General features: G+C 66.3%; 18 protein-coding genes. 8 read left to right on the top strand and 10 right to left on the bottom strand.

Annotated elements, in window-relative coordinates; all coding sequences use genetic code 11:
* Window positions 1–42 precede the first annotated feature (42 nt).
* The 5 genes from RJT68_RS14070 (at window position 43) to RJT68_RS14090 (ending at window position 5,818) form a co-directional block, all read left to right on the top strand.
* On the top strand, window positions 43–897 hold the full coding sequence (locus RJT68_RS14070; protein ID WP_407037189.1) for a polymer-forming cytoskeletal protein: 855 nt from the start codon (window positions 43–45) through the stop codon (window positions 895–897).
* A gap of 304 nt (window positions 898–1,201) precedes the next feature.
* Window positions 1,202–2,083 carry an electron transfer flavoprotein subunit beta/FixA family protein gene (locus RJT68_RS14075; RefSeq protein ID WP_407037190.1) on the top strand — a complete coding sequence of 294 codons (882 nt, stop codon included), beginning with the start codon at window positions 1,202–1,204 and terminating at the stop codon, window positions 2,081–2,083.
* Window positions 2,084–2,085: 2 nt separating this feature from the next.
* A complete protein-coding gene (locus tag RJT68_RS14080) occupies window positions 2,086–3,678 on the top strand; it encodes an electron transfer flavoprotein subunit alpha/FixB family protein (RefSeq protein ID WP_407037191.1) in 1,593 nt (530 codons plus the stop codon).
* The gene (locus RJT68_RS14085) at window positions 3,678–5,402 is read left to right on the top strand and encodes an FAD-dependent oxidoreductase (protein ID WP_407037192.1); all 1,725 of its coding nucleotides are present in this window, start codon (window positions 3,678–3,680) and stop codon (window positions 5,400–5,402) included. The genes RJT68_RS14080 and RJT68_RS14085 overlap by 1 nt, the downstream gene beginning before the upstream one ends.
* Window positions 5,403–5,437: 35 nt before the next feature.
* Entirely contained in the window at window positions 5,438–5,818 is a 381-nt protein-coding gene (locus tag RJT68_RS14090) for a hypothetical protein (protein ID WP_407040376.1), read from the top strand.
* Between the two features lie 657 nt (window positions 5,819–6,475).
* Here RJT68_RS14090 and RJT68_RS14095 read toward each other — a convergent pair.
* Window positions 6,476–7,057: a DUF2243 domain-containing protein gene (locus RJT68_RS14095; RefSeq protein ID WP_407037193.1), complete on the bottom strand. Its 582-nt coding sequence runs from the start codon at window positions 7,055–7,057 to the stop codon at window positions 6,476–6,478.
* Between the two features lie 258 nt (window positions 7,058–7,315).
* Complete coding sequence (gene phoU / locus RJT68_RS14100; RefSeq protein ID WP_407037194.1) at window positions 7,316–7,987, bottom strand: phosphate signaling complex protein PhoU; 672 nt, start codon at window positions 7,985–7,987, stop codon at window positions 7,316–7,318.
* A 150-nt stretch (window positions 7,988–8,137) separates the two neighbouring features.
* On the opposite strand from phoU, the gene RJT68_RS14105 reads away from it, so the two are divergent.
* Window positions 8,138–8,569 carry an ArsR/SmtB family transcription factor gene (locus RJT68_RS14105; protein ID WP_407037195.1) on the top strand — a complete coding sequence of 144 codons (432 nt, stop codon included), beginning with the start codon at window positions 8,138–8,140 and terminating at the stop codon, window positions 8,567–8,569.
* Window positions 8,570–8,662: 93 nt separating this feature from the next.
* Here RJT68_RS14105 and pstB (RJT68_RS14110) read toward each other — a convergent pair whose 3' ends face one another.
* From pstB (RJT68_RS14110) to RJT68_RS14130, 5 genes are all read right to left on the bottom strand, one after another.
* Window positions 8,663–9,526 carry a phosphate ABC transporter ATP-binding protein PstB gene (pstB, locus tag RJT68_RS14110; RefSeq protein WP_407037196.1) on the bottom strand — a complete coding sequence of 288 codons (864 nt, stop codon included), beginning with the start codon at window positions 9,524–9,526 and terminating at the stop codon, window positions 8,663–8,665.
* Window positions 9,527–9,741: 215 nt separating this feature from the next.
* A complete protein-coding gene (gene pstB, locus RJT68_RS14115; RefSeq protein ID WP_407037197.1) occupies window positions 9,742–10,653 on the bottom strand; it encodes a phosphate ABC transporter ATP-binding protein PstB in 912 nt (303 codons plus the stop codon).
* 4 nt (window positions 10,654–10,657) lie between these two features.
* Window positions 10,658–12,271, bottom strand: coding sequence for a phosphate ABC transporter permease PstA (pstA, locus tag RJT68_RS14120; RefSeq protein ID WP_407037198.1), 1,614 nt, complete (start codon window positions 12,269–12,271; stop codon window positions 10,658–10,660).
* Window positions 12,272–12,352: 81 nt separating this feature from the next.
* Window positions 12,353–13,294 (bottom strand): phosphate ABC transporter permease subunit PstC, encoded by a 942-nt coding sequence (gene pstC, locus RJT68_RS14125; RefSeq protein ID WP_407037199.1) that lies wholly within the window; start codon window positions 13,292–13,294, stop codon window positions 12,353–12,355.
* Window positions 13,295–13,401: 107 nt separating this feature from the next.
* On the bottom strand, window positions 13,402–14,370 hold the full coding sequence (locus tag RJT68_RS14130) for a PstS family phosphate ABC transporter substrate-binding protein (protein WP_407037200.1): 969 nt from the start codon (window positions 14,368–14,370) through the stop codon (window positions 13,402–13,404).
* An 867-nt stretch (window positions 14,371–15,237) separates the two neighbouring features.
* Between RJT68_RS14130 and RJT68_RS14135 the strand changes: the two genes are divergently transcribed.
* Entirely contained in the window at window positions 15,238–16,233 is a 996-nt protein-coding gene (locus RJT68_RS14135; protein WP_407037201.1) for a PhoU domain-containing protein, read from the top strand.
* 147 nt (window positions 16,234–16,380) lie between these two features.
* On the opposite strand, the gene RJT68_RS14140 is transcribed toward RJT68_RS14135, so the two are convergent.
* The 3 genes from RJT68_RS14140 to RJT68_RS14150 form a co-directional block, all read right to left on the bottom strand.
* Entirely contained in the window at window positions 16,381–16,752 is a 372-nt protein-coding gene (locus tag RJT68_RS14140) for a 30S ribosomal protein S8e (RefSeq protein WP_407037202.1), read from the bottom strand.
* 79 nt (window positions 16,753–16,831) lie between these two features.
* On the bottom strand, window positions 16,832–18,256 hold the full coding sequence (locus tag RJT68_RS14145; RefSeq protein ID WP_407037203.1) for an outer membrane protein assembly factor BamB family protein: 1,425 nt from the start codon (window positions 18,254–18,256) through the stop codon (window positions 16,832–16,834).
* A gap of 344 nt (window positions 18,257–18,600) precedes the next feature.
* Window positions 18,601–20,856, bottom strand: coding sequence for an NADP-dependent malic enzyme (locus tag RJT68_RS14150; protein WP_407037204.1), 2,256 nt, complete (start codon window positions 20,854–20,856; stop codon window positions 18,601–18,603).
* A gap of 159 nt (window positions 20,857–21,015) precedes the next feature.
* On the opposite strand from RJT68_RS14150, the gene RJT68_RS14155 reads away from it, so the two are divergent.
* The gene (locus RJT68_RS14155; RefSeq protein ID WP_407037205.1) at window positions 21,016–21,480 is read left to right on the top strand and encodes a phosphopantetheine adenylyltransferase; all 465 of its coding nucleotides are present in this window, start codon (window positions 21,016–21,018) and stop codon (window positions 21,478–21,480) included.
* Window positions 21,481–21,571: the final 91 nt, after the last annotated feature.

Here is a 21,571-nt window from a genome sequence, read left to right on the forward strand (position 1 = left end):
CGTCGAGGGAAGTTTATTACCGGGGGGTCGTATTGGGCAGGTGTGGCCTTCAGCAGGGATCCGCTCGACGAACTCGTCGTTCCCGACGGAACGGAAGCAAGCGAACACGACCTCGTGACCGGCGGGGACGTCCTCGTCGGCGGCCGCGCGACGGTCGAGTTCGGCGTCCGCGGTCGGAACGTGGTGGCGGGCGAGGGCGCCCGATTCGGGGGGGCCATCGAGGCAGAGGGCGACTGCCGCCTCGACATGTGGTGTGACGTCGCGGACAACGTGCTGGTCGGACAGGACGCCTACCTCGGCGAGCGGGTTCACGTCGGCGGACAGTTGAAAGTCGCCGGCGACCTCGACATCGGCGACGACGTCGACATCGAACAGGGATTCGAAGCTAACGGCTGGATCGTCATCCGCAACCCCATGCCGACGATCGTCTTCCTCTTCGTCTACCTCAAACACCTCCTGCTCATCGGCGAGGAGGACGCCGCCCAGCGGCTCATCTCCGAACTCGTCGACGAAGAGGAGGAGATCGAGACCGAACCGCTGGTCGTCCCCGCGAACGCGACCGTCAGCGACGACGCCTGGCGCGTCTCGACGCCCGCCCGGATCGGCGACGACTGCCGCCTCCACGGCAACGTCCGCGCCGAGACCATCGCCGTCGGCGCCGACTGCAACGTCTTCGGGAGCCTCCGCGCCCGCGGCGACGTCTCCGTCGGCCCCGGCACCCGCATCCACGGCGACCTGACCACCCGCAGCGGGGACGTCGTCCTCGGCGAGAACGTCCGCGTCCTCGGCGACCTCTCCTGTGACGACCTCGAGTTGGGACCCGGCGCCGAGGTCGACGGCTCGATCCGCGCCGGCGGCGAGATCTCGATGGAGACGACCGAGCGCGACCTCGAGTAACCTCCGTACTCGCGACCGCCTGATCGACGGAACGCCGCGTTCGGTGGCGCGTCGACGGTCGCCGCGCGGCGACCGACGGGTTCGACCGGTCCACACGGAGCGCTGCGTCGACGGATCCGAACGAGACGTCGCGCGAATCCGTGTCGAACGACCGATCGAAAACACCCCATATCTGCCGTTTTCAGCGGTGACAACCCTCGAGACCGTCGTCTCTGCTGGTGAATAACACCCCCCACTCTTAATAACTGGATCACCGATAGAGACGATTGAACATGCTAAATGGAAACACATCTCGGAGGGAGCCATGCGCTCGGTCGTGCTGACGAAAGGCGTCCCCGACTTCTCCGAGGGGGCCGTCTCGTTCGACGAGGACGGCCACCTCGAGCGGGGGAAGACGCCGACGGTGATGAACCCGAACGACGAGTTCGCGCTGCAGGCCGCCCTCCAGACGAAGGTTCGCCACGGCGGGCACGTCAGCGGGATGAGTATGGGACCGCCGAGTTACGCGAGCGTCCTCGAGGAGGCGATGGGGTCCGTCTACGCCGACGACAGCTACCTGCTCTCGGACCGCGAACTCGCCGCCTCCGACACGTGGGCGACCGCGATCACGCTCTCGGCGGCCCTCGAGAAGTATCGGGAGGAAGTGGCGGAGATCGATCTGGTCTTCGCCGGCTTCAAGACGGCCGACGGCGAGACGGGTCAGACGGGGCCGCAGACGGCCTGGGCGCTCGAGTGGCCCATCGTCACCCACGTCCTCTCGCTGGTCATCGACCCCGAGGAGGGGAAACTCCGGGCGAAGCGGCTGGTCGAGGGCGATCTGGACGAGATCGAGACGATCGAGGCGCCCCTGCCCTGCGTCGTGATCACCGATCCGGAGTTCGAGCCGACCTATCGGAAGGCCTCCCACCGGCTGACGCACAAGCGGCTTCGAGAGGAAACGCGAGCGCGAGCGGTCGAGCACGAGGAGCACCTGACGACGTGGGATCACGAGGACATGAACCTCGACCCCGACTACATCGGACTCGACGGCTCGCCGACGATCGTCTCCTCCGTCGATCCGATTCCGAAAGCCCCCTCGGAACGGGAGGCGACGATGGTCGACCCCGACGACGCCGACGGAATGGGGGACGTGCTCGAGGAACTGCGACCGTTCGCGGCGGGAACCGCGGAAGCCGGGGGTGACTGACCGTGGCGACCATCGACCCGGACGAGCACACGGTGGACGAACTGACCGAGGAACTCGAGACGGTCGACGACGGGGCGGAACTCCAGCGGATCCTCGAGGCCGAACGGACGGGTCAGGATCGGGCGACGGCTCGAGAGACGATTCGCGAGCGCCTCGAGGCGATCGGGGGCGAGGTGCCGGAGGCCGACGCCGAGTCGGGCACGGACGACGCCCCTGACGCCGAGGCGGACGAGACGGAAGGCGAGTACGAGGAGACGACGGAGGACGTCGGCGAGGAGGCCGAAGGCGAAGCGGAAGCCGAGGAGGATGAGGAGGCCGAATCGGACGTAGGAGACGTGGAAGCCGAGGAGGACGACGGACTCTCCCACCCCACCCGCGACAAGAAGCACGTCCGTGGCCTCCAGGGCGGCGAGTACGGCGACATGTGGGTCTTCTGCGAGACCCAGGGCGGCGAGTTGCTCGACGTCTCCCTCGAGATGCTCGGCAAGGCTCGGGAGCTGATGGACGACTACGCCGGGGAGTACGGCGAGGAGGAGCGCGTCGTCGCGTTCCTGATGGGCGACGATTGCGAGGGGCTCGCCGAGGAGTGCATCGCCTACGGGGCCGACGCCGCGGTTTACCACGACGACCCCCGGCTCGAGCGGTTCCTGCACAAGCCCTACACCGAGATTTCGGCGCACATGGCCCGCGGCGAGGGAACCGTCGAGAGCACCGACTGGCGGGACTACGACAAGCCCCGGTACATCCTGTTCCCGGCGACGAACAACGGGCGGGACCTCTCGGCGAAGGTGCAGGCCGAACTCGACTCCGGGCTCGCTTCGGACTGCTCGGACCTCTTCATCGAGGCCGAGGAGGTCTCGAACCCAGTCAAGACGGGCGAACCCGGCGTGAAGAAGACCTTCGAGAAGGTCCTGCACATGAAGCGGCCCGACTTCTCCGGCTTCGAGTACTCGACGATCCTCTGTCTCGACAACCCCGGGCGGGAGTTCCACCCGCAGGGCTGTTCGGTGATCCCAGGGAGCTTCGATCCGATGGAGCCCGATTACGACCGCGAGGGGCTCGTCGTCGAACACGACATGGAACTCGAAGACGACTGGTTCGCGGTCGAGATCACCGAGTGGGATCGACTCGAGGCGGGCGTCGACCTCACCGGGCACGACGTGATCGTCTGCCTCGGACGGGGTATCGGCGACGATCCGACCCGCGGGATGGAACTCGGCCTCGAACTCGTCGACGCCTTCGAGGACGCCGACCTCGGCATTACGCGGGGGATCGTCACCTCCTCCTACCAGTTCGACGGCCACGTCGAGCGCTACTCGCGCGAGGAGCGCCAGATCGGCGAGACGGGGCAGGTCGTCGCGCCGAAGCTCTACGTCGCCGCCGGCGTCTCGGGCGCCGTCCAGCACAAGGTCGGCATGGACGAGTCGGACACCATCGTCGCGATCAACACCGACCCCGACGCGCGAATCCGGGATTTCAGCGACTACTTCGTCGAGGGCGACCTCTTCGAGGTGCTCCCCGAACTGACCGAGGCCGTCCGCTCGGGGGAGATTCCCGGTCGCGCCGAGGCCGTCGCCGACGGGGGTGACGAGTGATGGCGGGGACCGGATCGACCGCCGGTCGGGACGTCGGGGCGGGCCTCGAGGAGCCCGAGGGCTACGAACACTACGAGGCGATCGTCGTCGGCTGCGGTCCCGGCGGTGCGGCCGCGGCCGCCCGACTGGCCGACCACGGCGTCGAGACGCTCGTCCTGGAACGCGGCACGGAGGCGGGCTCGAAGAACGTCTCCGGGGGCCTCATCTACGCCGAGGAGTCCGCACCGTACGCGATCGACGACCTCTTCCCCGATTTCCGCGAGGAGGCCTCCGAGCGGCCGGTAACCGACTACTACATCCACAACGTCGCCGGAAACAAAATTAGGACCTACGACCTCACCGACCTCCACGAGCACGACACCGAGTGGTGCGACGCCGTCCTCCGGCGGCCGATGGACGCCTGGCTCGAGGAGCGCGTCCACGAGAGGACGACCGAGACCGGCGGCGGCGTGCTCACGAACGTCCGGGTGAACGGCCTGCTCAGGCAGAACGGCCGGATCGTCGGGGTCACCTGCGACGAACTGGATCCGATCACGGCCGACGTCGTGATCGCGGCCGACGGCGTCAACTCCGAACTCGCCCGCGACGCGGGGTTGATGGACTGGGCGGAGCCCGAGGAGTGGTTCCAGGGCGTCAAGGCCGTCGTCGAGATGGACTCCGAGACGATCGCCGATCGGTTCGACGTCGACGAGGACGAGGGGGTCGCCCACCTGTTCTCGGGCGACCTCTTCGAGGGCGTCCGCGGCGGCGGGTTCCTCTACACGAACGAGCAGAGCCTCTCGATCGGGACCGTCTTCCACCTCGACAGCCTCGTCGAGGAGCGGGCGGAACCCCACCAGTTGCTCGACGCGCTGCTCACCCACCCGATGATGGCCCAGTGGCTCGGCGACGACTACCGCGAGCGCGAGTACGCCGCGAAGCTCGTTCCCGACTCGAAGAAGGTGGCCCACCCCGAGCCCTACCGCGACCGGCTCGTCCTCGTCGGCGACGCCGCCGGCCAGATGCAGGCCCAGGGCCCCATCATCAAGGGGATGAACCACGCCGTCACCGCCGGCGCCCTCGCCGCGGACGCGTTCGTCGTCACCCGCGGCAACGCCGACCCCGAGTCGGCGGGCCGGCGGTACGCCAGTATGCTCGAGAAGTCGGGGACGATGGAAAAGCTCCGACCGAAGCGGTACGAACTCGCCCGCACGGTCGGCGAGCGCGACGTCGTGACGAACGCCGTCGAGACCGTCCTCGAGTCGGCCGTCGGCCGGGCCGCCCTCGGCACCTCGATCGCGGATCGACTCCTGAAGCGGGCGTACAACTCGCCGTTCCTGGTGTCGATGCTGCCCGACACCAGCACGGGGTACGTCACCCTTCCCGCCATCATCGGCGAGGAGCGCGGTCGAACGGTCTACTGGGAGAACGAGGTCGACCCGCCGAGCCTCGAGGAACGGATCGGCGACCTCACCTACGACACGGACGTGGGCAACCCGCACATCGAGCTCCGCGACGAGTCGTTCGAAGCCAGCGGCGCGGCCGTCTACGCCTGCCCCGTCAGCGCCGAGGACTTCGGCGGCGGCTGCTACCGCGCCGAGGATGTGCAGACCAACGGCTCGACGGAGACGGTGGTCAGCCTCGACACCCAGCCCTGCGTCGAGTGCGGCACCTGCGCCATCGTCGCCGACACCGAGTGGGAACACCCCCGCGGCGGCAAGGGCGTCGAGTACCGCAGCGGGTGACGCCGACCGCGCACCTCGAGTATCCCGACGACCGCATGAACCGACATGGCACTCACCGCACGAACCGATACGGCCCCCGAATCGCCGCGCTCGCCCGCCGCGCCGAGCGCGACCGGGGGGCGTTCGACCCCGGGACGGCGAGCCCCGACGACGCGGCGGCCTACCTCCGCGAGGGCGTCGGTCCGGCGATCTGGCTCTACGTCGAGGGTCGCACCGGCGGCCGACTGGTCCGCTTCTCCGAGGCCGAACTCTCGGCCCTCCGGGAGGCGATGAACGCCTGGCTCGAGTGCTACGCCCGCTGCCACGGCGTCGACCTCGAGGCCGACTTCACGATCAGGGAGGCGGCGGAGCTGTTGCTCGAGACGCGGAACGTTTTCGACGTGGCGCAACTGCTCACGGGCGTTCCCTCGCGGTAGCTCGCCGCTCGAGGTCGTGATCGATCCATCTGCGACGTCTTCATCCCGCTTCTGTTCCACTCGTGGGTGATTCCTCGACGTGTCGAGTCACGGGTACACTTCGAAAGCCCTCACCGCCCTTTCGGTCCACCAGGGAGGCCTCCCTTTCCACGTTGAGCGAACGCTGACCGTTCCCAGTGCTCGGAAGACGCGAAGCGTCTTCCGTTGGGTCGAACGGCCCGCGTTTTGGCGCGGACCGCGCTCCCGGCCGTAGGCCGCTGGCGCGCGCTGGCGACGCGCCCGAGCACTGCGAGGGTGCGTCGCCGATGCTGCGCGAGGGGCGAAGGAGCGAGCGTGCGAGCGAACGAGTCGGCTGGGGTGGGTGAGGCTCGGGTGGGACTGAAAGGGGCCGGTCGGGTCGAGTCGCGTGGGGGCCGCTAGCACCGCAGGCCGGAGGCCGAGGAGCGCACGCACTCACGCGACTCGAGCCAACGGAAGGGCGAAGCCCTTCCGAGCATCGCGGAAGCTTCGCTTCCACTCAACGGCCGGGGGCTTTCACCGTGTTTGTACCAGCACTCGATCCGCTAACTATCATCTGACTCAAAGAGGATAACTGCCATCCCCGACTGATACGCATCGAACCTGAGTCGATCTCGAGGGAAGCGCGAGCGAAGGCGATCAGTCGGCTCGAGCGGGCTCGCCTTCGCCCTCCCCCGCGTACGTCGGCTTCGCCCGGTCGTCGGTCCGCACCACGAGGTAGCCGCCGGCGAGGAAGAGCGCGCCCCAGAGCAGATAGAGGAGGTCCCACAGCAGGACGCTCCCGGGGCCGGCGGGCCAGACGTGGTGGACGCCGAGGAGTTGGTGGTCGACGAGGCCCTCGACGAGGTTGAACAGCCCCCAGCCCATGGTCACGGAGCCGAACAGCGTCCGGCCCGCCGAGGGGACTCGAGGGTGACGCCAGGCGCGAAAGAGGAGGACGACGCCGATGACGGTGAACGTGTACGTCATGAGGTGGAAGAGGCCGTCGGCGAGCACGTTGAGGCGGAGGTCGGTCGCGACGCCCTGGTCGGGATACGACGACAGCATGTGGTGCACCTGCAGGATCTGGTGGAAGACGATGCCGTCGAAGAAGCCGCCGAACCCGAGTCCGAGCACGACGCCGGCGAGCACCAGCGGCTTCGCCGCCGGGCGGAGTCCGAGCCACGTTTCGCCCCCGTCTCCGGCGCCGTCCGCCTTCGCGTCCCGGTCTCGAGCGGCCATGGAATACCCGACCGAAGGCCGAGGGCGAGAAAGTCGGTTCTGCCGTCCGTCGCAAGGTCGCTCCTCGAGGGTCGAATCAGCGTCGGAGCCGCATCTTCCCCCGCTGTGCCCGAAAGCGGACTCGAGCAGGAACGACGAACGGTGGCTCGAGCAGGAACGGCGAACGGTAGCTCGAGCGCCACGAAAAACGAGGCCTCGAGCGCGAACGGTTGCAACGGCGGAAACGGGAGAGGAAGTCGCGGATCGAACGGATCCGAGTCAGTAGATGAGCTCGTCGTCGTTCTCGACCATGTAGAGCGTTCGGGCGGCGATGTTGACCGCGTGGTCGCCGACGCGTTCCAGGTCGCGGATCGTCAGCAGGAGGCGGGAGACGTCCTGGAGGAGGAGTTCGACCTCGTCGGGGGAGTCGAGTTCCCGCTCGATGAGGTCCCGGACGACGATCTCGCTCGCTCGCTCGGCGAACCGGTCGAGGTCGTCGTCCCGGGCGGCGAGTTCTCGACACGCGGCGACGTCCTCCGTGTCGTAAGCCTCCATGGCGTCGTCGACCATCTCGAGGGTCAACTCGCCCATCGACTGGACGTCGACGTCCGGGAAGAGGTCGCGCTCGGCCTCGATGGTGTACTCGCCGAGGTTGACCGCGAGGTCGCCGATGCGCTCTAGGTCGGTCGTGATCTTGAACGTCGCCGCGATGAATCGCAGGTCGCTCGCGACCGGTTGCTGGAGGGCCAGCAGGTCGATACACTGCTGTTCCAGGTCGAGGTACATCCGGTTGACCTCGCCGTCGCCCTCGATCACTTCGAGGGCCAAGTCCTCGTCCTTCTGTTCGAGGGCGTCGAGGCCCATTCGAAGTCGCTCCATCACGACCTCGCTCATGTAGAGGACGTCCTCGCGGAGTTCCACGAGTTGCTCCTGGTACGATTTTCGAGCCATACTCAGGCCACCTTTCCGTGCCCCAATATACCTTGCGCTCGCCCGAATTCCCGCCGGGGGCGGTGCCGTCGGACGAATCGCCGCCGCGGCCGCCCGGGGTACAATCTGTAGCCCGAACGGTTAATTGAACGTCCGTCCAACGGGTATCCGATGAGCGAACCCATCGATCGTCTCGAGCGGTACCTCGAGGACGAGGACGGGGAGTGCCGCACGGAGGACCTCGAGCGGCGCCTCGAGGAGCTCTCGGCGCTCGAGACGGAAGCGGACGCGGCCGTCCTCGAGGTGGACGTCCCCGTGCTGGCCGCGCTCGCGAACGAGACGCGGTACAAGATCGTTCGGCTGCTGGTCGCGGCCGACGAGGAGCTTTCGGTCTGCGAGATCGGGACGGTGCTCGACGTGAGCCAGAGCGCGATCAGCCACGCGCTCGCCCAGCTCCACGAGGCAGGCCTGATCGACCGGCGAAAGGACGGCAAGTGGCGAAAGTACACCCCGACCCGGCGCTCGATCGCCCTCGTGAGCGTCCTCGACGGGACCCGCCAGGAGCGCCGGGACGCCTCGAACGGCGCGCCCCTCGAGGGGTGACGGAATCGACCGGATCGTCTATCCGAAACTGGAGCGGCTATCTACCGTCGGACCGCCTATCGGAAACGCTCCGACGATCCGAAAACGGGCCGACTATCCGAACTTACCGGTGATGTAGTCCTCGACGCGCTGGTGTTCGGGGTTCTCGAAGATCTTGTCGGTGTCGTCGTACTCGACGAGCTCACCGCCGGTGAGGAACACCGCCGTCCTGTCGGAGATGCGGGCGGCCTGTTGCATGTTGTGCGTGACGATCACGACCGTGTACTGCTCGGCGAGTTCGTCGATGAGGTCCTCGACTTTGGAGGTCGCGACCGGGTCGAGGGCGCTCGCCGGTTCGTCCATCAGGAGCACCTCCGGGTCCGGAGCGATGGCCCGCGCGATACACAGGCGCTGCTGCTGACCCCCGGAGAGGCCGAGCGCGGACTCGTCCAGTCGATCCTCCACTTCGTCGAGGAGGGCCGCCCGCTCGAGGGCGGTGTGGACCCGCGCGTCGAGATTGTCGGTGATCCCCTGGATCTCCAGCCCGTACGTGACGTTGTCGTAGATCGACTTGGGGAACGGGTTGGGCTGCTGGAACACCATGCCGATCCGCCGGCGCAGGGCGACCGGATCGACGTCGTCGTCGTAGACGTTCTTGCCGTTGAACAGCAGTTCGCCCTCGACGCGGGCGGCGTCGACGAGGTCGTTCATGCGGTTGATACACCGCAGGAACGTCGACTTGCCACACCCGGAGGGGCCGATGACGGCCGTCACCTGCTTTTCGGGGATTTCGATGTCGATCCCTCGCAGCGCCTGCTCGCTTCCGTAGTACACGTCGAGGTCGCGCGCCTCGAGGATGGTCCGTTCGTGGACCGATTCGGACTCGCGTCCGGAATCGTCGGTCCGCTGGAGCGCGCCGGCTCCGGGAGTCGGCTGTGAAGGACGCTCGTCGGTCTGTTCCGTCTCCGAGGAGGTCATTACTCGTGTTCAGGTGTCCGTTCCCGCGTTGAAAGCTGTTCCGATAAAAGCCGCCGCGCGGCTTCGGTGGCGACTCGAGCGGACCGCCAACCGCACAGGTGCAGGTACAAAACGACGAAACGGTGCGAACGGAGGCGGAATTCGCTCGACCCGACCTCGTTCGAAACGGATCGGTCGAAACGGATCGGTGGCGGCCGCGTTCCGATCGAGGATCGTTATCCGAACTTGCCGGTGATGTAGTCCTCGACGCGCTGGTGTTCGGGGTTCTCGAAGATTTTGTCCGTGTCGTCGTACTCGACGAGCTCACCGCCGGTGAGGAACACCGCCGTCTTGTGCGAGATGCGGGCGGCCTGTTGCATGTTGTGCGTGACGATCACGACCGTGTAGTCCTCGGAGAGTTCCTCGATGAGGTCCTCGACTTTGGAGGTCGCGACCGGATCGAGGGCGCTCGCCGGTTCGTCCATGAGCAAGACGTCCGGGTCGGGGGCGATGGCCCGTGCGATGCACAGGCGCTGTTGCTGACCTCCAGAGAGGTCGAGCGCCGATTCGTCGAGGCGACCCTCGACTTCGTCGAGGAGGGCCGCCCGCTCGAGGGCGGTGTGGACCCGCGCGTCGATGTTGTCGGTGATTCCCTGGACCTTGAGCCCGTAGGCGACGTTGTCGTAGATCGACTTGGGAAACGGGTTGGGCTGCTGGAACACCATGCCGATCCGCCGGCGCAGGGCGACCGGATCGACGTCGTCGTCGTAGACGTTCTTGCCGTTAAAGCGGATCTCCCCCTCGACGCGGGCGGCGTCGACGAGGTCGTTCATCCGGTTGATACACCGCAGGAACGTCGACTTCCCGCAGCCCGAAGGGCCGATGACGGCCGTGACGCGGTTCTCGGGGATTTCGATGTCGACCCCCTGCAGCGCCCGCTCGTCGCCGTAGTAGACGTCCAGGTCCCGAGCGGCGAGCACCGTCGACGCTTCAGGGCGGGCGTCGGCGTCACCGTCGGCCGTGATCGTGTTCGAGACGTCGACGAGGGCACGGTCTTCAGTCGAGTTTCGGGTACCGTCGGTCGTCGCGCTGGACGTGGTGTCGTCGGACTGCACACCGGCTTGCGAAAGGGTGTTATCGTTACTCATGGGTTCAGGAGCGCTGGTATCGGTTTCGCATGACGATCGCCGTCGCGTTCATCGCGAGGAGGACGACGAGTAGCGTGAGGACCCCCGCGGCGAGGACCCCGAACCGAAGGTCGGGGTCGGCCTCGGCCGACCAGGTGTAAATCTGTCGAGGCATCGCCCCGAACTTGCTGAAAAACGAGTCGGGGCTGACCCGCACGACGGCAGCCGCGCCGATCATCAGCAGCGGTGCGGTCTCCCCGATGGCCCGGCCGAGCGCGAGGATCGTCCCCGTGAAGATGCCGGGCATCGCTCGAGGGAGGACCACGTTTCTGACCGTCTGCCACTTGGTCGCGCCCATGCCGTAGGACGCCTGCCGGATGGAATCAGGGACCGCGCGGATCGCTTCTTGCGAGGCGATGATCACGATCGGCAGGATCAACAGTCCGATCGTGAAGCCGCCGACGATGACGGTCCCGGTCTCCATACCGACGGTCCTGATGAACACGGCCAGACCCAACACGCCGTAGACGACCGAGGGTACTCCCGCGAGGTTCGCGATGTTGATCTCGATCAGCTTCACGATACGTCCAACGAGTCCGCTGCTCGGCGCGTACTCCTCGAGGTAGATCGCCGCACCCACGCCGACCGGGAACGCGGAGAGGACGATGACGATCAACATCAACACCGAACCGACGAGCGCCGGGTAGATTCCGGCGTCCTCCGGCGTCCGACTCGCCGCCGAGGTCAGGAATCCCCAGTCGAGCCAGGAGTTCGGTCCGGCGAATCCGAGGGTACTGACCGCCAGCCACCCGACGAGGACTCCACCGCCGACGATCAGTGGAAACGCCAGTCCACTCGTTCCCTCGCCGATGCGCCACACGTGCTCAACGTAGAGGGTGACGGGGCCGACGACGGCCACCGTGAGAAGCATCCACGTGAGCGGTCCGATACCGAGGGCGGGGCCGGTCACGACGCCCGCCGCCCCGAGTGCGAAGAGGGCGACGAACGCCAGCGCACCGATCCGGTCGCTCTCACGGACGTTACGAAGGTGCCAGGCGGTGGCGAGTGCGGCGGGCGCGACGAGCGTTCCGAGGAAAACCAGCTCCTGCGCCGGGAGGACCGGAATGGAGAGGATCAGGGTCCGAAGGCCGAACAGCGCCACCGCGATCGCGCCGATTTGGACGACGAGCCGTTCGATCGCGTGTTCACGACCGAGTCGATCGTACCCCCAGATTACACCGGCAGCTGCTACGAGACTGACCGTCAGTGCGAGCCACTCGTGTGCGGTGATCAGGTGGGCGAACAGGATCCAGATGCCACCGGCGAACAGCGTCAGGACGATCGGGAGGCCGAGGGAGGTGTAAGCGACCCGACCCGCCGTCGGATCGAAGTGGTAGTAATACACGATTGCCCCGAGCGTCGGGACCACCAGCGTCCCCCCGAAGGTAACGAGCCAGCCGACGTCGGCGCTCCCCGGCTGGATGGCGTCGTTGGCCACGAATAGCAGGAAGACGAACATCAACAGCAGGGCGAGCGCCGTCGCGGCGAGACACGCACCTGCGAACACCCGACCGCGAAGTTCACTGACCTGACCGTCCGCGCCGTACCAGGCCCGACTCGCCGTGGACTCACTCGCCATTCGTAAGGCACCCCCCGGGGACCAGCGATCGGCAGTTGCTCGTTCGGCGGTTCGATCGTCGACGCATCGTACGAATTTCGATCATCGGTACTTTTCCCCGTATCGTGCCGCGATTCGGTTACTCAGGAGGTTCATCCCGAACGTGATGGCGAAGAGGGTGATCCCTATCGCGAACATGCTGTAGTACTCCGGCGAGCCACCCGTCGCGTCGCTGGTGACGGCGTGGACCATCGCAGCCGTCATCGTCTGGCCGGAGCTCGCTACCGTCTCGAACGGGTTGGTTGGATTCAACAGGCGGGCCTGCATTCCGCCGGCCATCACGACGATCATGGTCTCGCCGATCGCGCGCGAGAGCGCTAGGATGTACGACGAGAAGATACCGGAGATGGCGGCGGGGATTACGACGCCGGTCGAGACCTCGAATTTCGTCGCGCCGAGTCCGTATCCGGCCTGTCGAAGTTCGTCGGGAACGGCGCTCATCGCGTCTTCGGACAGCGACGAAACCATCGGAACGATCATGATCCCGACCATCACCGACGCGCTGAACAGGTTGAGCGAGTTGAGAGGCAGTCCGGCCGACCGGAGCCACGGAGTCAGGTAGATGAGCGCGAGGTATCCGTACACGACGGTTGGAATGCCGGCGAGGATCTCCAGAGCGGGTTTCAGCACCGAACGCATCTGCGGGGTCGCGTACTCGGACAGGTAGACCGCGGCGGCGGTCCCGATCGGGATTGCGACGAGCGCCGAGACGACGGTGACCGTGAGCGTCGCGCTGACGAGCGGCCACACCCCGAACTCCCCCCGTCGAGAGTTCCACTCCGTGCCCGTGAAGAAGCCGAGCACGTCGATTTCCTCGAACCTGAAGAACGTCAGCGCGTCCCAGGTGAGCGTCACGACGATACTCAGCGTCACGAGCACCGTCAGCGCAGCACAGGCAAACAACAGCCATCGATACACCCGCTCTTTCGCTGCTCGCTCGTTCGACGAGCGCGTCAGCACAGTGGAAAGGGGTTCTTCGCTCATGGTCGTTACGGTGATTCCGTTTTGCCGCCCGCTTCATCGGTATTTCGATTCGGCGTGGGTACCCGTACACGCCGGACTGGCATCCGCGTCGCTGCTGACAGCTCCATTCAGGCGTGCTCTTCGAGGGTCGAGAGGTTCTCGTCGACTTGATCGCTACTCGACGGGACGTAGCCGATGTCGTCGGCGATGAAGCTCGCGTCGCTGTTATCCAGGTAGTACTCGAGGAAGTCGTAGACCGGTTCGTCTCCGATCGACTCCTCGTTCGCGTAGATGAACAGCGGGCGGGCCATGGGATAATCGCCGCTCTCTGCGGCTTCGAGGCTCGGCGCAACGAACTCGTCGCCGTCCTCGCTGACCTCCAGGGCTTTGAGGCGGTCCTCGTTCTCCGCGTAGTACGAGTAGCCGAAGTATCCGATCGCGTACTCGTTATCGCTGATTCCCTGGACGATGGTGTTGTCGTCCTCGGTCGGTTCGTAGTCGTCACGGTGGTTACCGCCCTCTCCGACGACGTTCTCGGTGAACCAGTCGAAGGTGCCGGAGGTGGTGTCGGGACCGAAGAGCACGAACTCCTCGTCGGGCCAGTCGGAGTTGACGTCCGCCCAGGTCTCCGCGCCGTCTTCCTTCCAGATTTCGGCCATCTCCTCGTATGTGATCTGGTCGACGAAATTGTTGTCGGGGCTAACGGCCATCGTGAGCGCGTCGCTCGCGATTTGGAACTCGATCGGGTTCACGTCGTTACCGCTACAGCTCTCCTCTTCTTCGGACTTGATCGGGCGCGAAGCGCCGTTGATGTCGGAGTCGCCGGGGCAGAAGTTGTTCTCGAAGCCGCCACCGCTACCCGTCGAGTCAACCGTCACGTTGATCTCGTCGTTCTCCTCCATGAACCGCTCGGCCATCGTGTCCGATATCGGGAACACCGTACTCGAGCCGGTAACGATCACTTCTCCACCACCACCACCGTCTCCACCGCTTTCGGTTTCGGTGCACCCGGCGACGGACAGGATACCCGCCGCGCCCGTCGCAGCGATGAACGTTCGTCGGGAAACCGGATCGCCCAATCGGTTCAGGTTTGACATCACCTGAACGTTCGACCGGGAAAATAAATACAGTGCTATGTTGCCTATATAGTTCTAAATAATTCCCCATAGGCACGAGTCGTCCCGAGCCGAGAAGACAAATCGGATGAATTCTGGGCGTACCAGGCGTGAGCGCGGATCAGTTCGAAAACGACACGGTCACGGGCAAGTACTATTTTGACAGACATCAGAGGCGAGTATAGATTTTGAAAAACTATTGTGTCCGGATCCCGAATACGGAGATTGTCGCGCCCGGCCTAAATTACTTCCGGTTTCTGCCGGTTCGCGCTCGAGTCGCGTCGCGGCCAGTTCGCCAACGGCGACGAACGCGTCGAACAGGCGGACGGAGGCGAACGAAGCGCGCCTCGCGTACCGATTCAGAGCCGGAATCTGGGAGACGTACTCTGAGACACTTCGTCTCCCTCACCCGCGAGCGTTCGAGGTCAATTTCGGGCTAACGGCGCTCGCTGGTGCCGGAAGCTCCGTCCGCTCGCATCCGCCTGCGAACGACCGACGACGCTCGCCCTCCGCGTGTCGAGAGCGCCACCGGGCTCGAGTCGGAGGCATTTCGCCAGTTCAACATTCACGATCGAGTTGGGACGCGTCGCGGTCCTTCGGTGAGAAACGGCGGCCCACGACTGATCGAAGCCGGGAGGCGAGAATCGGTAGCTACGCCCGGTCGACTATATCGACTGCTATTAAACCTATATAGTACAACGTTTCACACCCTATTTTCGGGCGCGAATTCGAGTAGAAGCGCGGGGCTAAGACCGGAATTTCTCGAGGTAAAACCACTATCTCCCTCGATAAAGGGATCGGTCTATAGACACTCATAGATTTATGGTCTGGGAGTCGGAACCGCCACGCATGGAGACGCGAAAGGTCCAGGTCACGGGCGGATCGACCTACACGGTGTCGTTGCCGAAGACGTGGGCGACCGAGAACGACGTCAGCGCCGGAACGACCGTCGAGTTCTACCCCGAAGACGACACCTTGCTTTTGACACCGCAGAGCGAGTACCACCGGCAGGAGGGGACGCTCGACGTCTCGAATCTCGAGGGCGACCGCCTCACGCGTGCCGTCATGACGATGTACGTCAGCGGCTTCGACATCATCCGGCTCGAGGCCGGCCGCATCACGACCGACCAGCGCCGAGCCATCCGCGACGCCACGCAGGGGCTCGTGGGCGTCGAGGTGCTCGAGGAGACGACCGACAGCGTCGTCATCCAGGACCTGCTCGACTCCTCGGAGCTGTCGATCGTCAACGCGGTCACGCGCATGCGCCTGATCGCCCAGTCGATGCTCCAGGACGCCGTTCGGGCGCTGATCGAGAACGACGACGACATCGCCCGCGACGTCATCGAGCGCGACGACGACGTCGACCGCCTCTGGCTCGTCGTTTCGCGGATCTTCCGCGCCACGCTGCGGTCGCCGCGGGCCGCCGAGGAACTGGGCGTCCCCCGCGAGGACTGCTTCGACTTCCACTCGAGCGCCCGGCAACTCGAGCGCGTGGCGGACCACGCCGCGAAGATCAGCAACCTCGCGCTCAAACTCGACGAGATCCCCGAAGACGTCGCCGACGCGCTCGCGGGGTTGCACGAGGACGCGTTCGACATCCTCGAGAAGTCGATGGACGCGCTGTTCGCCGAGGAGAGCGAGGAGGCGAACCGGCTGGGCCACGACGCCCGAGAGTCGGTCATCGACATCGACCAGCACACCCGGACGATCGACGACATGCTCCGCGACCTCGAGCCCATGCAGGCCCAGTCGCTCGGGCTGATCGTCGACTCGCTCTCCCGGAGCGCCGACTACGGCGGCAACATCGCCGAAACGGCGCTGCAGAAGGCCGCTCCGCGACCGTAACGTCGCTGCGCTTCCGACGTTTCCGACGCCGCGTCCGTCGGTCGTGCCTGACCGACTCCCGCTCCGAACCGAACGAGCGTTCGGTCCGACGCGGGTGCTCTCTTCGATCGACGTCGACGGTGAAAACGAAGGACGGTACGGAGTCGATCAGTCGAGGAGAACGGCGTTGACCTGGCCGGTCTGGCCGGGACGGGACGTGACGCGGGCGAGGCCCTCGTCGGTGTCGATGACGGCGCCCTTGGTGATGATGTTCCGTCGGACGTAGTTGGGGTTGGCGTCGTTCTCGACGACGTCGTTGATCGCGGTCTTGACCGTCTCCTCGCCGGTGGAGACGTTCGCCACGTCGGTCGCGAGCGCGCGGACCTTCTCGGCGTTGCCGCGAGCTTTGACCGTTCGGAACCGGGGTTCGCCGACCTGGGTCTCGGTCGGGAGTCGGCCCAGTTGGTGCTTCTTTCGGTTTCGGAAGTGCTTGAGTCGGCCGCCGGTTCGCTTGCGAGTAGAGCGTCCCTGGTCTTGCATACCCGGGAGAAGTGCCGGCTGATACTTTAATGCACTCTTTCGACCCGGCTTCGTCGTCCCACCCGTTCGACCCGCCGGATCACTCGTCGTCCGCGACCAGACAGTACGCGTGTCCGGGCTCGATGAGTTCCTCCTCCCGGTCGTCGTCGTAGTAGCCCACGACGACCCCCCGCTCTGCGTAGTAGATCCGACCGTCGAGCGGGACCGGCGCGCTCGTGACGTACCCCCGGTTCTCGACCCGCCAGCGGCGCTCGCCGGTCTCCCGATCGAGCGCGTACAGGTGCGTGTCGTACGAACCTGCCAGCACGGTCTCGGCGGTGACCGTTACCCCGCCGAGGACGCGGCCGCGAACGTCCGTCGACCACAGGTCCTCGCCCGTTTCGGCGTCCAGCGCGTAGACGTGGTGGTCGTCGCTGCCCGCGTAAACGATCCCCTCCTCCGGGTCGATACCCGGGCTCGACATGTTGACCCGACCTGTCTCGAACGACCACAGCTCCTCGCCGTCCTCGAGGTCGAGGCAGTAGAAGTAGCCGTCCCACGAGCCGACGTAGACCTTCCCGTCGTAAGCGGGGAGCGCGCCCTTGATCTGGGCGCCGTGGTTGAACCGCCCGTCGGCTTTCTCCTTCCCCTGCGGGCCGCCCTCGGGGCCGGCCTGGAACTCCCAGTCGAACTCGAGGCAGGGGAAGTCCCAGCAGTAGACGACGCCGTCGTTCGAACCCGTGACCAGCTTCCCTTCCTCGAGGTCGATCGTCGCCGACGGGTGGGGCTGGCCCCAGATGCGGTCGTCGTGCCAGAGCGGTTCGCCGGTGTCGGGGGCGATCTTCCACAGCGCGCCGGAGGAGGGGCTGCCGTACTCGACGACGACGTAGAGGGCCCCGTCGTAGTAGGCGGGGGTCGAGCCGATGGCGAGCGTCCCGCCGAGTTCGTCGCGTCGCGTCCGCCACACCAGGTCGCCGCTCGAGACGTCGATCGCGTACAGGTCCCCGTCGTAGCCGCCGAGGTAGGCGACGCCGTCGACGATGGTCGGGGAGCCGTGGAAGCCGAGCGACGTCGCGTCCGTCCGGGTGGTCCACAGGTTCTCCCCGCGCGGCGTGTAGCCCTCGACCCTGCCGGTGTCGCCCGCGAAGACGATCGTCTCCCCGTCGGGCGTCGGCACCGGGGTGGACTTGGCCGCGGTGTGGCCCACGTAATTGAGCGGGAACGACCAGCTGACGCGGACGGAGTCGGGGACGGTCTCGTCGGGGTAGTACCCGAGGTGGCGGAGGCCGCGGCGGTACATCGACACGTCGTCGTCGGGGTGGGTCGCGTACTCGAGCGGCGTCTCGGCCGAATCTCCGGGCGGTTCGCAGTCCCGGCCGCTCCCGTCCGTCTCCGACTCGAGCGTACAGCCGGCGAGTCCGCCGGCGACGGCGACGCCGGTCGTTCGGAGCACCTGTCGTCTGGACGGAACTGAGCCGCCGGCACCGTCGCGGCCGCCGGTCTCCGCCGGGTTCGAGGGTCGCATGGAGGAGTCTGCTGGGAGGCGACGGCCCCGGCGATCAAAAACGTCACGATGCGCGAACGTCGAGGATTACGACCGTCGTTCCCGCCGAGCGGCGATGGGGACGGTTTTTTCCGCTCGAGTCGATGACGCGAGCGGTTCCGATCGAGCGGAAAACCGACGCGAAACCGCGTCCGCTCGTGGAGGCTACTCGCGGGCTTTCGCCCCTCGTCGTATCGCGATTCTCGCTCACGGCTCCCGATGGTCGCCGTTCGCCTTTCCGCGGTTCTCGCTCACACCCGCTCACTCCGTTCGCTCCGTTCGCTTCGAACCGCGCTCGCTTCGAACCGCGCTCGCCTCGAATCGCGCTACTCCTGCTGAGCGTCCACGACGGCCACGCCCGCGAGGTTCACGATGTCTTTGACCTCGTCGCCGCGCTGGAGGACGTGGACGGGCTTGTCCATCCCGACGAGCATCGGGCCGATGGCGTCGGCGCCGCCCAGCCGCTGGAGCAGCTTGTAGCCGATGTTACCCGACTCGAGGTTCGGGAAGACGAGCACGTTCGCGGGGTCGTCCAGTTCGGAGAAGTCGTAGGTTCCCTGGAGGATGTCCTCGACGACGGCCGTGTCGGCTTGCATCTCGCCGTCGACGGGGAAGTCCACCTCGGGGTCGTCCTGGAGCATCCTGGCCGCGCGTCGGGGCTTTCGCGTTCCCTCGTTGTCGACGCTGCCGAAGTTGGAGTACGAGAGCAGGGCCGCTCGCGGCTCCACGTTGAAGCGGCGGGCGAGTTTGGCCGTCTGCTTGGTCACCTCGGCGAGCACCTCCTCGTCGGGGTTCTGGTTGACGGTCGCGTCGGCGATGAAGACGACGCGGTTCTTGAAGGTCAGGAGGTAGACCCCGGCGGCGTAGTCGACGTCCTCGGCGGTGCCGAGCACCTGCAGCGGCGGGCGAAGCGCCGACGGGTAGTGGTGGGAGAGGCCGGTGAGGAACGCGTCGGCGTCGCCCCGCTCGACCATCACGCTCCCGAAGTAGTTCGTGTCGCGCTCGATGAGTTCGCCGGCTTCGGTCCGGGTGATCCCCTTGCGCTGACGGAGCTCGTAGAGGCGGTCGGCGTACTCCTCGTAGTCGCCCTCGGAGGGGTCGGCCACGGTGGGTTCGAAGTCGAGCCCGAGGTTCGCCGACTTCTGGCGGATTTCGGACTCGTCGCCGATGAGGATCGGCAGACCGATACCCTGCTCCTGGAGCTGGTAGGCCGCCCGGATCATCTTCTCGTTCTCGCCCTCCGCGAGCGCGACCGTCTTGGGGTCGCTCTTGGCCTTGTTGAGGACCACGCGCATCATCTCCCGAGATTTGCCGAGACGGGCCTCGAGTTCCTCCTCGTAGGCCTCGACGTCGATCTCGGTGCGGGCGGCGCCCGATTCCATCGCCGCCTGCGCGACCGCCGGGGCGACGCGGAACAACACGCGCGGGTCGACGGGCTTCGGGATGATGTACTGGGGGCCGAACTGCAGCGGCTCGTCGCCGTAGGCTTTGACGACGGCGTCGGGGACGTCCTCGCGGGCCAGTCGGGCGAGCGCCTCGGCGCAGGCGACCTTCATCTCCTCGTTGATCTCGGTCGCGCGCACGTCGAGGGCGCCGCGGAAGATAAACGGGAAGCCCAGCACGTTGTTGACCTGGTTGGGGTAGTCGGAGCGCCCGGTGGCCATGATGACGGTGTCGTCGCGGGCGTGCTTGGCCTCCTCGTAGCCGATCTCCGGGTCGGGGTTGGCCATCGCGAAGACGATCGGGTTCTCGTTCATCGACCGGATCATCTCCTCGTTCACGATGCCGGCGATCGAGAGGCCCACGAAGACGTCCGCGCCCTCCATCGCGTCGGTGAGGCCGCCTTCGGGTACGTCGCGGGCGAACTCGCGCTTGTACTCGTTGACGTCGCCCGCTTCGGCGCGCGCCGTCGTGATGATCCCGGAGGAGTCACACATCGTGATGTTCTCGCGGCGACACCCAAGCGAAACGTAGAACCGAGCCGTGGCGATCGCGCTCGCGCCCGCGCCGGAGAAGACGACCTCCAGATCATCGAGGTCCTTCCCGGCGATGTCGGCGGCGTTGAGCAGCGCGGCCCCGGAGATGATCGCCGTTCCGTGCTGGTCGTCGTGGAAGACGGGAATTTCCATCTCCTCGCGCAGGCGCTCCTCGATGGTGAAACACTCCGGCGCCTTGATGTCCTCGAGGTTGACCCCGCCGAAGGTGGGCTCCATCATCTTCACCGCCTCGACGAGCTTGTCCGGGTCGGCCTCGTCGAGTTCGATGTCGAAGACGTCGATGTCGGCGAAGCGCTTGAAGAGGACGCCCTTCCCCTCCATGACCGGCTTCGACGCCTGCGCGCCGATGTCGCCCAGTCCGAGCACCGCGGAGCCGTTCGAGACGACGCCGACGAGGTTCCCCTTCGCCGTGTACGTGAACGCCTCGGACTCGTCCTCGTGGATCTCCATGCACGGGGCGGCGACGCCGGGCGAGTAGGCCAGCGAGAGGTCCCGCTGGGTGTTCGTCGGTTTGGTGGTCGAGATTTCGATCTTTCCGGGCGGATCCGTCCGGTGGTACTCCAGTGCGTCCTCGTCTAATCCCATACCGGAGACACTGTGGGTAACTACTAAAAAGGATGCGAAGGGAGTATTCGACGGTCGTCGAACCCTGCGCCCGGACCGCCGGTCCGTCGGGGGCTAAGGCGACGGCCGATCCGTGCCTGATTCGACCGTTTTATACGCCCCGCGCAAGTGTGATGGGGTATGGACGTCGCGCTTGGTGGGACGTTCGACCCCGTTCACGACGGCCATCGGAAGCTGTTCGAACGGGCGTTCGAACTGGGTGATGTGACCGTGGGGCTGACGAGCGACGAACTCGCACCGAGGACCCGACACGTCGAGCGACCGGTCCGATCGTACGAAGAGCGCGAGGCCGACCTCGAGGCGGAACTCGAGGGATTCGCCGAAGCGTACGATCGGGAGTTCGAGATCCGTCCGCTCACCGAGCCGACAGGAATCGCGACCGAACCGCAGTTCGACTACCTCATCGTCTCGCCCGAGACGGTCGAGGGCGGACACCGGATCAACGAGATCCGGACCGACCGCGGCCACGACCCCCTCGAGGTCGTCGTGGTCGATCACGTCCTCGCCGACGACGGGGACATCATCTCGAGTACCCGAATCGTTCAGGGAGAGATCGACGAGCACGGGAACGTCCTCGAGGAGTGATCGGCGCCGCGGGCCGACGACGCGTCGGACCGCGACCCGGACCGCGGCGGTCGATCGGTCGCCGGCAGTGACCGTCGTCCTCGATGACCGA

Source organism: Halovalidus salilacus, assembly GCF_031852275.1.
GTDB classification, from domain to species: Archaea; Halobacteriota; Halobacteria; order Halobacteriales; family Natrialbaceae; genus Halovalidus; species Halovalidus salilacus.

What these genes read in the sequence shown, in the direction of transcription:
- RJT68_RS14075 (WP_407037190.1), top strand. Translation starts at nt 1,202, where the DNA reads ATGCGCTCGGTCGTGCTGACGAAAGGCGTCCCCGACTTCTCCGAGGGG.
- RJT68_RS14085 (WP_407037192.1), top strand. Translation starts at nt 3,678, where the DNA reads ATGGCGGGGACCGGATCGACCGCCGGTCGGGACGTCGGGGCGGGCCTC.
- RJT68_RS14090 (WP_407040376.1), top strand. Translation starts at nt 5,438, where the DNA reads ATGAACCGACATGGCACTCACCGCACGAACCGATACGGCCCCCGAATC.
- RJT68_RS14095 (WP_407037193.1), bottom strand. Translation starts at nt 7,057, where the DNA reads ATGGCCGCTCGAGACCGGGACGCGAAGGCGGACGGCGCCGGAGACGGG.
- phoU (WP_407037194.1), bottom strand. Translation starts at nt 7,987, where the DNA reads ATGGCTCGAAAATCGTACCAGGAGCAACTCGTGGAACTCCGCGAGGAC.
- RJT68_RS14105 (WP_407037195.1), top strand. Translation starts at nt 8,138, where the DNA reads ATGAGCGAACCCATCGATCGTCTCGAGCGGTACCTCGAGGACGAGGAC.
- pstB (WP_407037196.1), bottom strand. Translation starts at nt 9,526, where the DNA reads ATGACCTCCTCGGAGACGGAACAGACCGACGAGCGTCCTTCACAGCCG.
- pstB (WP_407037197.1), bottom strand. Translation starts at nt 10,653, where the DNA reads ATGAGTAACGATAACACCCTTTCGCAAGCCGGTGTGCAGTCCGACGAC.
- pstA (WP_407037198.1), bottom strand. Translation starts at nt 12,271, where the DNA reads ATGGCGAGTGAGTCCACGGCGAGTCGGGCCTGGTACGGCGCGGACGGT.
- pstC (WP_407037199.1), bottom strand. Translation starts at nt 13,294, where the DNA reads ATGAGCGAAGAACCCCTTTCCACTGTGCTGACGCGCTCGTCGAACGAG.
- RJT68_RS14130 (WP_407037200.1), bottom strand. Translation starts at nt 14,370, where the DNA reads ATGTCAAACCTGAACCGATTGGGCGATCCGGTTTCCCGACGAACGTTC.
- RJT68_RS14135 (WP_407037201.1), top strand. Translation starts at nt 15,238, where the DNA reads ATGGAGACGCGAAAGGTCCAGGTCACGGGCGGATCGACCTACACGGTG.
- RJT68_RS14140 (WP_407037202.1), bottom strand. Translation starts at nt 16,752, where the DNA reads ATGCAAGACCAGGGACGCTCTACTCGCAAGCGAACCGGCGGCCGACTC.
- RJT68_RS14145 (WP_407037203.1), bottom strand. Translation starts at nt 18,256, where the DNA reads ATGCGACCCTCGAACCCGGCGGAGACCGGCGGCCGCGACGGTGCCGGC.
- RJT68_RS14150 (WP_407037204.1), bottom strand. Translation starts at nt 20,856, where the DNA reads ATGGGATTAGACGAGGACGCACTGGAGTACCACCGGACGGATCCGCCC.
- RJT68_RS14155 (WP_407037205.1), top strand. Translation starts at nt 21,016, where the DNA reads ATGGACGTCGCGCTTGGTGGGACGTTCGACCCCGTTCACGACGGCCAT.